This is a genomic window from Mycobacterium venezuelense (genome assembly GCF_054919535.1).
The window spans coordinates 55,411-68,294 of sequence record NZ_JBONDW010000002.1; the positions used below are offsets into that span (position 1 = coordinate 55,411).

The 12,884-nt window shown below is 67.7% G+C and carries 9 protein-coding genes and 1 tRNA gene; 7 read left to right on the plus strand and 3 right to left on the minus strand.

The genetic code is table 11. From position 1 onward, the window contains the following. Window positions 1–99: 99 nt before the first annotated feature. Window positions 100–948 carry a helix-turn-helix transcriptional regulator gene (locus ACRCUN_RS02905; protein WP_462140170.1) on the plus strand — a complete coding sequence of 283 codons (849 nt, stop codon included), beginning with the start codon at window positions 100–102 and terminating at the stop codon, window positions 946–948. Here the strand turns inward: ACRCUN_RS02905 and ACRCUN_RS02910 are convergent. Together ACRCUN_RS02910 and selD are read right to left on the minus strand one after the other, a co-directional pair. Beyond that, the gene (locus ACRCUN_RS02910; protein WP_462140171.1) at window positions 903–1,784 is read right to left on the minus strand and encodes an LLM class F420-dependent oxidoreductase; all 882 of its coding nucleotides are present in this window, start codon (window positions 1,782–1,784) and stop codon (window positions 903–905) included. The genes ACRCUN_RS02905 and ACRCUN_RS02910 overlap by 46 nt on opposite strands. Before the next feature lie 86 nt (window positions 1,785–1,870). Then, a complete protein-coding gene (selD, locus tag ACRCUN_RS02915) occupies window positions 1,871–2,863 on the minus strand; it encodes a selenide, water dikinase SelD (protein ID WP_462140172.1) in 993 nt (330 codons plus the stop codon). 39 nt (window positions 2,864–2,902) lie between these two features. Here selD and ACRCUN_RS02920 point away from each other — a divergent pair. The 6 genes from ACRCUN_RS02920 to nrfD all read left to right on the plus strand — a co-directional run bounded on the left by ACRCUN_RS02920 (window position 2,903) and on the right by nrfD (window position 11,295). Next, a tRNA-Sec gene (locus ACRCUN_RS02920) sits at window positions 2,903–2,997 on the plus strand. Between the two features lie 54 nt (window positions 2,998–3,051). After that, window positions 3,052–4,329 carry an L-seryl-tRNA(Sec) selenium transferase gene (gene selA, locus ACRCUN_RS02925; RefSeq protein ID WP_462140173.1) on the plus strand — a complete coding sequence of 426 codons (1,278 nt, stop codon included), beginning with the start codon at window positions 3,052–3,054 and terminating at the stop codon, window positions 4,327–4,329. Continuing rightward, window positions 4,320–5,999 carry a SelB domain-containing protein gene (locus ACRCUN_RS02930; RefSeq protein WP_462140174.1) on the plus strand — a complete coding sequence of 560 codons (1,680 nt, stop codon included), beginning with the start codon at window positions 4,320–4,322 and terminating at the stop codon, window positions 5,997–5,999. The genes selA and ACRCUN_RS02930 overlap by 10 nt, the downstream gene beginning before the upstream one ends. An 84-nt stretch (window positions 6,000–6,083) precedes the next feature. Then, a complete protein-coding gene (gene fdh, locus ACRCUN_RS02935) occupies window positions 6,084–9,350 on the plus strand; it encodes a formate dehydrogenase (protein WP_462140175.1) in 3,267 nt (1,088 codons plus the stop codon). Beyond that, window positions 9,347–10,264 (plus strand): 4Fe-4S dicluster domain-containing protein, encoded by a 918-nt coding sequence (locus ACRCUN_RS02940; protein ID WP_462140176.1) that lies wholly within the window; start codon window positions 9,347–9,349, stop codon window positions 10,262–10,264. Before fdh ends, ACRCUN_RS02940 begins: the two co-directional genes overlap by 4 nt. 32 nt (window positions 10,265–10,296) lie before the next feature. Next, complete coding sequence (gene nrfD / locus ACRCUN_RS02945) at window positions 10,297–11,295, plus strand: NrfD/PsrC family molybdoenzyme membrane anchor subunit (RefSeq protein ID WP_462140563.1); 999 nt, start codon at window positions 10,297–10,299, stop codon at window positions 11,293–11,295. A 68-nt stretch (window positions 11,296–11,363) separates the two neighbouring features. On the opposite strand, the gene ahcY is transcribed toward nrfD, so the two are convergent. Then, window positions 11,364–12,833, minus strand: coding sequence for an adenosylhomocysteinase (ahcY, locus tag ACRCUN_RS02950; protein WP_462140177.1), 1,470 nt, complete (start codon window positions 12,831–12,833; stop codon window positions 11,364–11,366). Window positions 12,834–12,884: the final 51 nt, after the last annotated feature.

Sequence of the window (12,884 nt, forward strand, 5' to 3'; positions counted from 1 at the left end):
CTATCCGGCCCGACGCGCCCCTACGGACGCCTCATCCGGGGACTCACACCACCAGGCTGAGGTTCCGGTCCGCGCGCAGAACGCTCCTACCATCGCCATATGAGGCGCGAGCAGCTCAGTGATTTCCTGCGTACCCGCCGGGCCCGGCTCAAGCCGGCCGACGTCGGTCTCGTGGATGGCGGACGCCGCCGGACCCCGGGTCTGCGGCGTGAGGAGGTCGCGTTGCTCGCCGGGGTCGGGACGTCGTGGTACACGTGGCTCGAACAGGGCCGAGACATCACCGTTTCGTCGAGCGTGCTCGACGCCATCAGCACGGCGCTGCGGCTCACCGAGTCCGAGCGGGCCCATCTGTACGCCCTGGCCGGAACCAATCCGCCGCCTGCCGCGGGCGTGCGTGACAGCGCGGTGACACCGGAACTACGTCATCTGATCGACGCGTGGTCACCGCGGCCCGCGATGCTGCAGGACCGGTACTGGAACCTCCTTGCGGTCAACGACGCGACGCAGCAGGCGTTCGGCTATCGCGAGACCGACCGCAACTGCCTCGTGACGTTTTTCACCAACAGCCACTACCGCGACATGTACGTGCACTGGGCCGCCGCCGCGCCCGGCGTCGTTGCCGCTTTTCGCGCCGACGCTGCGCTCTACCCCGGCGACTCCGCGTTCGGCCGCATCGCCCAGGACTTGAGCGCCATCAGCCCGGATTTCGAGAAACTGTGGCAGCAGCATGATGTCGGCCCGCATCTGCAGGCGATCAAAGCGGTGCACCACCCCGAGGCCGGCGAGCTCGTATTCGACAAGACGACCCTGGCCGTCACCGATCATCCCGGCTGGCACCTCGTGCTCTACAACCCGCGGCCGGGAACCGGCACCGCTGACCGGCTCGATCGCCTCATGACGGCTCAGTCGCGGAACGGCCTTGTCAGCTCGGCAAGCTCGTCGAGATAGCGCAGCGCATCCCGCTCCGGCGCGCCCGCGTCGCGGAAGAACACGCAGTGCTCGACGCCGCCGTCGGCCAGGATCGCCAGCTCACGCTCACCCAGTGGCGTGATGGCGCCCTGCCGTTCGGGCCCGAGATATCCCCGTTGGTCGGCGCCGATCAGCGTGACGGGTATCCGATCACGTCCGGCGTCGGCCGCGCGCCGCTGCAGCTCTTTGACCCGCGTCACCAATTCTTCCGGCGGGCCAACGAGGTTCGGCGCCCAGCCGTCCCCGTATTCGATGACCCGATCGAGCACTGTCGGTCCGTTGCCACCCACGAGGACGGGCACGTGCCGCGGTTTCGGCCAGGAGTAGAGGGGGCCGAAATCCACGAACTCGCCGTGGAATTCGGCCTGTTCGACGGTCCAGATCTCCTTCATCGCCAGTACGCGCTCACGCATCAGCGCCAGGCGGGTGCGCGGCTCGGTACCATGGTTTCGCATTTCCTCACGGAGCCAACCCGCACCCACGCCGAGCTGGAACCGGCCATTCGACAGATGGTCGAGGCTGGCCGCCTCTTTCGCGAGGGTGATCGGATCACGTTGCACCACAAGGGCGATTCCGGTTCCTAGCAGCAGCCGTTCGGTGACGGCCGCTGCGGCCGCCAGGGCCACAAAGGGGTCGAGGGATCGGTAGTAATCGTGGGGCGGCAAGTCGCCGTCGGGCGGTGGCGGCCCGTCGACCGGGATATGCGTGTGCTCGGCGACGAACAGCGAATCGAACCCGCGCGCCTCAAGCGCACGAGCCAGATCCGTGGGCGACAGCCCCTCGTCGGTTATGAATGTGCTGACACCGAACTTCATGCCTCCACGGTGCCGACCGGTCCGCGAATCAACCAGTGCGCAGTCATCGTAGGTTTGGCACCACCACGTTCACCGATCCGTGGCGATCACCGCACCACGATGGTGTGTTCACCGCGGGCCACGAGTTCACCGATGACGGGCGCGCCCGGGATCTCTCCCGCGATCAGCAGCCCGCCGGAGGTCTGCGCATCCGCCAGCAGCAGCGCCTCGTCCTCGCTCACGGCGGAGAGATCGACATGCGGGGCCACCCACTCGAGGTTGCGGCGGGTACCGCCGCTTACATAGCCGTCGCGCAACGCCTCTCGGGCGCCGTCGAGGTAAGGTACCGCGGCCGAGTCGACAACCGCGCTCACACCGCTCGCGCGGGCGAGCTTGTGCAAATGCCCCAGCAGCCCGAAACCCGTGATGTCGGTCGCGCATTCGACGCCGGCTGCGAGGGCCGCAGCCGAGGCTTCGGCGTTCAGCGTCGTCATCACCTCGATTGCCTGGGGGAAGATCTCCCCGGTGTTCTTGTGCCTGCTGTTGAGCACGCCGACACCGAGCGGCTTGGTGAGTGACAACGGGACACCGGCCTTGCCGAAGTCATTGCGCAGCAACCGGTTCGGGTCCGCGATGCCGGTGACAGCCAGGCCGTACTTGGGTTCGGGATCATCGACGCTGTGTCCACCGGCGAGGTGACAGCCCGCGGCACCGCAGACGTCGAGCCCACCGCGCAAGGTTTCAGCTGCCAGTTCGAACGGCAGCACCTCACGCGGCCAGCCGAGCAGATTGACCGCGACGACAGGCCGCCCACCCATGGCGTAGACGTCCGACAGGGCGTTGGCGGCGGCAATACGGCCCCATTCGTACGGATCGTCCACGACAGGTGTGAAGAAATCCGTCGTCGCGATCAGCGCAGTCCCACCCTCGATGCGCACAGCCGCCGCGTCATCGCCGGCATCGAGGCCGACGAGCAACTCACCCAGCGGATCCCGGGGTTCCGCGTGGGTCAGCCCGCGAACGACCTCCTCCAACTCGCCGGGCGGAATCTTGCATGCGCAGCCGCCACCGTGGGCGTATTGGGTCAGTCGGTAGGCCATGAACCCCATGGTGCCTGTCATGATGGGGCGATGGGTCAGGGAGGCGTATCCGGTCTGGTGACCGGCACGGTCTTCAAAATCGCTGAGCGGCAGTTTCTGCCGCTGGCGGGTTCGATTCCCGTCCGCCTCCGCCATATTGCTCCTCACGTCCGCCTCCGCCATATTGCTCCGCACCCCCCACCCGCCACATGACCGACCCTCGCCGTCGGGTGCCCCGCACCGACACGCTGCTGGCCGATCCGCGTCTCGCCGAAGCCGAGCGGACATTGGGCCGCGCATTGGTGAAATCGGTGATCGCCGAAGCACAGCAGAAGGCACGCAGTGGGGAGATCTCTCCCGACCGCGTCGCCGATTTCGCTGTCGCGGCACTGCCGTCGAGCGCCTCGAGCCTGCGGCCGGTGATCAACGCCACGGGTGTCGTCGTGCACACCAACCTCGGGCGGGCGCCGTTGTCGACCGCGGCGATCGACGCCGTGGTGACGGCGAGCGGCGCCACCGACGTCGAATTCGACCTCAGGACGGGCCGTCGTGCGCGCCGGGGCCGCGGTGCGATGGCCGCCCTGGCGCGGGCCGTCCCCACCGCGGGCGGCGTCCATGTGGTCAACAACAATGCGGCCGCGCTGCTGCTGACCGCGATGACGCTGGCACCCGGCAAGGAGATGATCGTCAGCCGGGGTGAGCTCATCGAGATCGGTGACGGATTCCGCCTTCCGGCGTTGATGGAATCAACCGGCTCCCGCATCCGTGAGGTCGGCACCACCAACCGCACCCATCTGCGTGACTACGCCGACGCGATCGGGCCCGACACCGGCTTCGTCCTGAAGGTTCATCCGTCGAACTATGCGATGAGCGGCTTCACGTCATCGGTTCCGGTCGCCGAACTCGCGACGCTGGACGCGCCGTTGGTGGTCGACATCGGCTCGGGATTGCTGACCCCGCACCCGCTCCTGCCCGACGAACCGGACGCGACGACTGTGCTGGGCGACGGCGCTGACCTGGTCACCGCCTCCGGCGACAAACTGCTCGGTGGCCCGCAGGCGGGTCTGCTGTTCGGCCGGGCCGAAATGATCGAGCGGATACGTCGGCATCCGGCCGCGCGTGCCCTGCGGGTGGACAAGATGACGCTGGCCGCGCTGGAGGCCACGCTGACCGGTCCACCACCGCCGGTCGCCGAGGCGCTGAGCGCCGACGTGGAAACGCTGCGGGTCCGGGCCGCGCGGCTCGCGGCCCGGCTGCCGGGCGCGGGCGCCGTGGACTGCATCGCCGCCGTCGGGGGCGGTGGTGCCCCCGGCGTCGCGCTACCCAGCGCCGCCGTGAGCCTGCCCGAGTCGTACGCTGCGGCGCTGCGCGTGGGCAACCCGGCAGTGGTCGGGCGGCTCGAGAACGGCCGCTGCTTGCTCGATCTGCGGACGGTGGCTCCGGCCGACGACGACAACTTGGTGCACGCGGTGCTGGCATGTACGTAATCGCGACGGCAGGCCACGTCGATCACGGCAAATCCACCCTCGTGCAGCGGCTCACCGGCATGTGGCCCGACCGGCTCGCCGAAGAGCAGCGCCGCGGACTCACGATCGATCTCGGGTTCGCCTGGACGACGATCGACGGCCGCGACATCGCGTTCGTCGACGTGCCGGGCCACGAGCGGTTCGTCGCCAACATGCTGGCCGGGGTCGGGCCGGTTCCGGCGGTCATGTTCGTCGTCGCGGCGACCGAGGGCTGGATGCCGCAGTCGCAGGAGCATTTCGCCGCGGTGCGGGCACTCGGCGTCGAGCACACGCTCGTCGTGATCAGCAAGGCCGACCTTGCCGATCCGGCCCCTGCCGTGGCGCAGGCGCGGGAACGGTTCCCCGACGCGCGTGTGGTGATCGGCACCGACCTGGATCGGGTACGCACCGAACTGATCTCGCTCGTCGACGGGCTGCCTGTCCCCGACCCCGACGCCGATGTGCGGTTGTGGGTCGACCGGTCGTTCACCGTGCGTGGTGCCGGGACGGTGGTGACGGGAACACTCGGGGCGGGAACGATTCGCGTAGGCGACGAGCTCGAACACGACGGTGGGCGGGTCACCGTACGCGGCCTGCAGTCGCTGGGCCGGGCTGAGAGGACGGTCAGCGGGGTGGCACGGGTCGCGGTGAACCTGCGCGGCGTCGACCGGAACCTCATCGGCCGCGGGCATACCGTGCATACGCCCGGCGCATGGCTGGACACCTCGGAGGTCGACGTGGTGTTGCGGTCGGCGGACAAGCTTCACCAACGGTTGATGCTGCACATCGGGTCGGCCGCGGTGCCGGTGCACGTGCGCCCACTCGACCATACCGCCGCGCGGCTGCGACTGGCGCGTCCGCTGCCCTTACGAATCGGCGATATCGGGCTGTTGCGGGACCCTGGTGAGCACCGGATCGCGGCGGGCGTGCAGGTGCTCGATGTGCGCCCCGCGCCGTTACGCCGACGCGGTGACGCCGGGGCCCGCGCTGCCGAACTCGCCGCCGGACGGGCCGCGCCGCCCGTCTGCGCAACGGCAAAAGAGTTGTACGCCATGGGGTTTGCGGCCGAAGGTGAGCGAATCGGCGACTGGGTGGTCGACGAGCAATGGTGGGCGCAGCGCCGCGAGCACTCGCTCGAGGTCGTGGCGCGCTGGTTCGCCGAGCATGACGTCGCGGCAGGTATGCCGCTGGAAACCTTGCGCTTGCAGGTCGGGTTGCCCACGTTGGAACTGGTTGCCGCCCTGCTCGCCGGCACGGGCCTGCAGGTGCGGGACGGGCTCGTACAGCGGCCGGGCGCGCAGCTGCCACCACGGGTGGACGAGGCCGTGCGAGCTGTGCAGAAGTGCCTGGCGGCAGCGCCTTTTCGGGCACCGGACGCCGACGAGCTCGCCGAGTTGAAGCTGGGCCCCAGGGAACTTGCCGCGGCGGTGCGGGTGGGCCGGTTGACGAGGCTCGCCGAGGGCATCGTGCTCGGTCCGGACGCATTCGACCGCGCCGTCGACGTTCTCAAGACCCTCCCGCAGCCGTTCACCGTCGCCGACGCCAAACGCGCGCTGAACACCACGCGGCGGGTCGCGGTCCCACTGCTCGAACAGCTCGACGCCCACAGCTTCACCCGACGTGGCGACGACGGCACCCGCCACATGCTCTGACGGCTCGCCCACGAACCACGCCGACTCGCAGGCAACAACCAGCCGACGATGGTTTGATTGCGGACAAGTGGGTAGGAGGACGCCATGGACTTCCGGAAGCTGATCGAGTCGTGGCCGGTGTACCGGCAGCTCACCGGCCCCGACAGGTTGGGCCGCGGCCGGGCCGCCCAGTCGAAACGCTCGCTGACACTGACGCCGCGGACCGCCGATGCCGACGAGATAGCGCACTCAGTCTGCCCGTTCTGCGCCGTCGGATGCGCGCAGAAGGTCTACGTCAAAGACGGCAAGGTCACCCAGATCGAAGGCAACCCGGACAGTCCGATCTCACGGGGACGCTTGTGTCCCAAGGGATCTGCGAGCAAGCAACTCGTCACCGGTCCGCAGCGGCTGACGAAGGTCCGCTACCGCGCGCCGTACGCCACGCAGTGGCAGGAACTCGACCTCGACACCGCGATGCACATGGTCGCCGAGCGTGTTCTCGACGCCCGCGACAAGGGCTGGCAGCAGTTCGACGCCGACCGCAACACGCTGCGCCGAACCATGGGCATCGCCAGCCTCGGCGGCGCCACGCTGGACAACGAAGAGAACTACCTGATCAAAAAGCTGTTCACGGCATTGGGCGCGTTGCAGATCGAGAACCAGGCGCGTATTTGACACAGCGCAACGGTTCCCGGTCTGGGGGCCTCCTTCGGTCGCGGCGGGGCGACGGATTATCAGCAGGACCTCGTCAACTCCGACTTCATCGTCGTCATGGGCAGCAACATGGCCGAAGCCCATCCGGTCGGCTTCCAGTGGGTGATGGAAGCCAAGGCGCGCGGCACCGGGGTGGTCCACATCGATCCGCGGTTCACCCGCACGAGCGCGCTGGCCGACCGCCACATACCGCTGCGCGCCGGCAGTGACATCGCGTTCCTCGGCGGGGTGATCAACTACATCCTGTCCAATGACCTGGACTTCCGCGAATACGTCACCGCCTACACCAACGCGTCGTTCATCGTCGACGAACGCTTCCGCGATGCCGAGGATCTCGACGGGCTGTTCTCGGGTTATGACGACGCCACCGCGTCATACGACCCGTCGACCTGGCAGTACGAGCGCACCGACGCCAACGAGGGCGGCGCGGCAGCCAAAGAGCACGGCGCACCGGAGCGGTCCGGCTCTGGTGGTCCGCCGATCGAGGGCGGTGCGGGTGACATCCCCAACGACCCGACCCTGCGCCACCCGCGGTGTGTGTACCAGATCCTCAAACGGCACTACGCCCGCTACACGCCGGAGATGGTCGAGCGGATCTGCGGCGTGCCCGCCGAGCAGTTCCTCGAAGTCGCGCGCAAGTGGACGGAGAGCTCCGGCCGCGAACGCACGACCGCGCTGGTGTACAGCGTCGGCTGGACGCAGCACACGATGGGCGCACAGTTCATCCGCGCCGGGGCGATCATCCAGCTGCTGCTGGGCAACATCGGCCGGCCCGGCGGCGGGGTGTTCGCCCTGCGCGGGCACGCCAGCATCCAGGGCTCTACCGACGTTCCGACGTTGTTCAACCTGCTGCCGGGCTATCTCGCGATGGCGCACGCCGGCCAGGAGACGCTCGCCGACTACCTCGACGACATCAAGAGCCGCAACCAGAAAGGGTTCTGGCACAACGCCGATGCCTACATGGTGTCGTTGCTCAAGGAGTACTGGGGTGAGCATGCCACCGCCGACAACGACTTCTGCTTCGACTACCTACCGCGCATCAACGGCGACCACGGCACGTACCGCACCGTGATGGACATGATCGACGGCAAGGTGTTCGGCTATTTCCTGCTGGGCCAGAACCCGGCGGTCGGGTCCGCCCACGGACGGTTGCAGCGGCTCGGCATGGCCAACCTCGATTGGCTGGTGGTGCGCGACCTCGTCGAGATCGAGAGCGCGACGTTCTGGAAAGACGGTCCGGAAACCGAGACCGGTGAGATCAGTGCGGAGACGTGCCGCACCGAGGTGTTCCTCTTCCCGGCCGCATCGCACGTGGAGAAAGCCGGCACGTTCACCCAGACCCAGCGCATGCTGCAGTGGCGCGAGAAAGCCGTCGAGCCGCCGGGCGATGCCCGCTCGGAGCTGTGGTTCTTCTACCATCTGGGCCGCATCCTGCGCGAAAAGCTGGCCGGTTCCACCGATCAGCGGGACCGGCCGCTGCTCGACCTGTGGTGGGACTATGTGCTGGACGGCGACGAACCTTCGGGTGAAGATGTGCTCCGCCGGATCAACGGCGTCGATCTGACCACCGGGCGAGCCGTCGACAACTATCTGTCCCTCAAGGCCGACGGCAGTACGGCCTGTGGGTGCTGGATCTACAGCGGTGTCTACGCCGACGACGTCAATCAGGCCGCCCGTCGCAAACCGCACACCGAACAGGGGCCATACGATGCCGAATGGGGCTGGACGTGGCCGATGAACCGCCGGGTGCTCTACAACCGCGCGTCGGCCGATCTGGCCGGGAAGCCGTGGAGCGAGCGCAAGAAACTCGTCTGGTGGGATCCGGACACCCGCGAGTGGACGGGTTACGACGTCCCCGACTTCGAGAGGGCCAAACCACCCGACTACCGGCCGCGCGCCGGGGCCGTCGGCGTCGAGGCGCTGCGCGGTGACGACCCGTTCGTGATGCAGGCCGACGGCAAGGCATGGCTGTTCGCCCCGAGCGGGCTGGCCGACGGCCCGCTGCCGACGCATTACGAACCGCACGAATCCCCGGTACGCAACGCCCTGTATCAGCAGCAGGGCAATCCGGCACGCAAAGTGTATGGGCGCGAAGACAATCCGTCGAACCCGTCGTGGCCCGACGCACACGGCGACGTGTTCCCGTTCGTGTTCACCGCGGCCCGGTTGACCGAACATCACACGGCGGGCGGGATGAGCCGGCAGTTGCCGTACCTATCCGAACTGCAACCCGGCCTGTTCGTCGAGGTGTCACCTGAGCTCGCGGAGCTTCGCGGTCTGACGCACATGGACTGGGCGCACGTCGTCACGAGCCGAACAGCGGTCGATGCCAGGGTGTTCGTGACGAGCCGGATGCGCCCGCTGCGAATCGAGAACCGGATGGTGCACCAGATCTGGATGCCCTACCACTGGGGCAACGCCGGCCTCATCGACGGCGACGTCGTCAACGACCTGCTCGGTGTCGTCGCCGACCCGAACGTGTTCATCCAGGAGAGCAAGGTCGCGACCTGTGACATCCAGCCGGGACGCCGGCCGCGCGGGCCACAGCTGCTCGAGTACGTCCGCGCCTACCGTGACCGCGCGCAGATCACCCCGCAGACGGGTACTCACCTGGACACCACGAAGCGCTCGCCGGGCCACACCGAGGAGAAACCATGAGTGAGAACAGCTTCTACGGTCCGCTGGCAGACCCCGCGGGCGACGCCGGCTACGACGAGCATCCACCGCGCGTTGGATTCTTCACCGACACGTCGGTGTGCATCGGATGCAAAGCGTGCGAGGTCGCGTGCAAGGAGTGGAACGGCGTGCCCGAAGACGGCTTCAACCTGCTCGGCATGTCGTTCGACAACACGGGCAACCTGGGTGCCAACTCGTGGCGGCACGTGGCATTCATCGAGCAACCCGCGGATGGGCGAGAAGGCTTGAGCGGCAACCGAAGCGAGCCCGTCGAGCTCGGCATGCCGGGTTTCGAACGCCCGGGCGATGCGATGGGCGCCGATACCCGTCAGGACTTCCGCTGGTTGATGGCATCGGACGTGTGCAAACACTGCACGCACGCCGGGTGCCTGGATGTCTGCCCGACCGGAGCACTGTTCCGTACCGAGTTCTCCACTGTCGTTGTGCAACAAGACATCTGCAACGGGTGCGGCTATTGCGTGTCGGGCTGCCCCTACGGGGTCATCGAACGCAGAGAAGGTGACGGCCGGGCATGGAAGTGCACACTGTGCTACGACCGGCTGCACGACGGCTTGGAGCCGGCTTGCGCCAAGGCCTGCCCGACGGACTCCATCCAGTTCGGTGTGCTCGACGAGCTGCGGGAGCGGGCCGCTCACCGGTTGTCCGAATTGCACGAGCGCGGCGTGACCGAGGCTCGGCTGTACGGCGAGGATCCCAACGACGGGGTCGGCGGTGACGGCGCGTTCTTCCTGCTGCTCGACGAGCCCGAGGTGTACGGGTTGCCGCCCGACCCGGTGGTGCCGACGCGCGACGCCGGCGCGATGTGGCGGTATGCGGGGATGGCGGCCTCGGCGTTGGTGGGCGTCGCGGTATCGGCGTTTCTGGGGCGCTCATGAAGGAAAAGCTCAGCGACACCGACGCTTCGGACATGCATGCGCAGACGCGGCACCGCAGACGAGGCAACGACGACATGGCCGTGGCGCCAGCCGATTTCCGGTCGTACTACGGGCGCCAGATTCTCAAGACGCCGGTATGGAACTGGATGATCGCGGCCTACCTGTTCAGCGGCGGGCTGTCAGCGGGTTCGGCACTGCTGGCCGCCGGTGCCGACCTGACCGGTCGGCCGCGGCTGCGCAAGGTGTCGCGACTCGGCGCCCTGGCAAGTCTGTTGGCCAGCATGTATTTCCTCATCGGCGACCTCGGCAGGCCCGAGCGGTTCCACCACATGCTGCGGGTGGCCAAGCCGAGCTCGCCGATGAGCATGGGGACCTGGCTTCTCGGCGGGTACGGGCCGGGCGCCGGCGTGGCGGCGGTCGCGGAACTGATGCCTGCGCGGTTGCGCCGGACCCGGCTGGGCCGGATGGTGAATTGGGCGGCGCGTCCGGCGGGTCTGGAGGCCGCCGCGGTCGCGCCCGGCGTTGCGTCTTACACCGCAGTGTTGTTGTCGCAGACGGCCGTTCCGGCGTGGCGGGAAGCACACCCATATCTGCCGTTCGTCTTCACCGGCTCTGCCGCGGCGAGCGGGGCCGGTCTGGGGATGCTGCTCGCCCCCGTATCCGAGAGCGGCCCGGCCCGGCGGATGGCGGTGACCGGCGCGGCGCTGGAGGTGGTGGCGTCGCGGACGATGGAGCATCGGCTGGGTCTGGTCGCCGAGGCCTACACGACCGGCAAACCTCACCGGTTGCGGCAGTGGTCGGAGATCCTGACCGTCGGCGGCGCAGTCGGTGCGATGGTGTCCGGTCGCAGGCGATGGGCGGTCGCAGCGTCGGGCGCGGCGTTGTTGGCGGGCAGCGCGCTGCAGCGGTTCGGCGTGTTCGAAGCCGGTGTGCAGTCCACCCGCGACCCCAAGTATGTCGTTGTGCCACAACGCCGGCGACTTGATGAGGGCCGGCCGGCACGAGGCGACGACCGGCACAGTGATCGGTAGGCCCAGACGCGAAAGTCCCCGAAACGCTGGGCAATACCCAGGTTTCGGGGACTTCGCGTGAAGCTAGCTCAGTAGCGGTAGTGCTCGGGCTTGTAGGGCCCTTCGACGTCGACGTTGATGTACTCGGCCTGCTCCTTGGTGAGCTTGGTCAGCTGACCGCCGAGAGCCTCGACGTGGATGCGGGCGACCTTCTCGTCGAGGTGCTTGGCCAGCCGGTAGACCGCGTTGTCGTACTCGTCGTTCTTGGTCCACAGCTCGATCTGGGCGATGACCTGGTTGGAGAAGCTGTTGCTCATCACGAACGAGGGGTGGCCGGTCGCGTTGCCGAGGTTGAGCAGACGGCCTTCGGACAGCACGATGATCGACTTGCCGCTGTCGAAAGTCCACTGGTCGACCTGCGGCTTGATGTTGATCCGCTTGGCGCCGGAACGCTCAAGCGCGGCCATGTCGATCTCGTTGTCGAAGTGGCCGATGTTGCCCAGGATCGCCTGGTCCTTCATGGACTTCATGTGGTCGAGGGTGATGATGTCCTTGTTGCCGGTCGCCGTGATGACGATGTCGGCCTCACCGATGGCGTCCTCGACGGTCCGGACGTCGAACCCGTCCATGAGGGCCTGCAGCGCGTTGATCGGATCGATCTCGGTGACCGACACGCGGGCGCCCTGCCCGGCCAGCGACTCCGCGCAGCCCTTGCCGACGTCGCCGTAGCCGCAGATCAGCACCTTCTTGCCACCGATCAGCACGTCGGTGCCGCGGTTGATGCCGTCGATCAGCGAGTGGCGGGTGCCGTACTTGTTGTCGAATTTGGACTTGGTGACCGAGTCGTTGACGTTGATCGCCGGGAACGGCAACTCACCCGCGGCTTCGAACTGGTAGAGACGCAGCACGCCGGTGGTGGTCTCCTCGGTGACGCCCTTGACCGACTCCGCGATCTTCGTCCACTTGTCCTTCTCGGATTCGAAGCGCTCGCGAATCAGCGCCAGGAACACCTTCCATTCGGCCGGATCGTCGTCCTCGGCGGGCGGAACCACACCGGCCTTCTCGTACTGCGCACCGCGCAGCACGAGCATGGTGGCGTCACCGCCGTCATCGAGGATCATGTTGGCGGGCTCGCCTTCCCAGGTGAGCATCTGCTCGGCGGCCCACCAGTACTCCTCGAGGGTCTCGCCCTTCCACGCGAACACCGGCACGCCCTTGGGCTCGTCGACGGTGCCGTGCGGGCCGACGACGACGGCGGCGGCAGCGTGGTCCTGGGTGGAGAAGATGTTGCACGACGCCCAGCGGACTTCGGCGCCGAGCGCCACCAAGGTCTCGATGAGGACCGCGGTCTGCACGGTCATGTGCAGCGAGCCGGACACGCGCGCACCCTTGAGCGGGGCCACGTCTGCGTATTCGCGGCGCAGTGCCATCAGACCGGGCATCTCATGCTCGGCCAGCCGGATTTCCTTCCGGCCGAAGTCGGCCAACGACAGGTCTGCGACCTTGTAATCGATGCCGTTGCGTACGTCTGCCGTGAGCTTCTGCTCAGTCGTCGTCATGTGATTCCTTACTCTGCGCGCATCGTAATTACTTAGCTAAGTTACACATTA

Bases quoted from the DNA above. Each gene is read 5' to 3' on its own strand.
- selD (WP_462140172.1), bottom strand. From the start codon at position 2,863: ATGGCCTACCGACTGACCCAATACGCCCACGGTGGCGGCTGCGCATGC.
- ACRCUN_RS02930 (WP_462140174.1), top strand. From the start codon at position 4,320: ATGTACGTAATCGCGACGGCAGGCCACGTCGATCACGGCAAATCCACC.
- selA (WP_462140173.1), top strand. From the start codon at position 3,052: ATGACCGACCCTCGCCGTCGGGTGCCCCGCACCGACACGCTGCTGGCC.
- ACRCUN_RS02910 (WP_462140171.1), bottom strand. From the start codon at position 1,784: ATGAAGTTCGGTGTCAGCACATTCATAACCGACGAGGGGCTGTCGCCC.
- nrfD (WP_462140563.1), top strand. From the start codon at position 10,297: ATGCATGCGCAGACGCGGCACCGCAGACGAGGCAACGACGACATGGCC.
- ACRCUN_RS02905 (WP_462140170.1), top strand. From the start codon at position 100: ATGAGGCGCGAGCAGCTCAGTGATTTCCTGCGTACCCGCCGGGCCCGG.
- ahcY (WP_462140177.1), bottom strand. From the start codon at position 12,833: ATGACGACGACTGAGCAGAAGCTCACGGCAGACGTACGCAACGGCATC.
- ACRCUN_RS02940 (WP_462140176.1), top strand. From the start codon at position 9,347: ATGAGTGAGAACAGCTTCTACGGTCCGCTGGCAGACCCCGCGGGCGAC.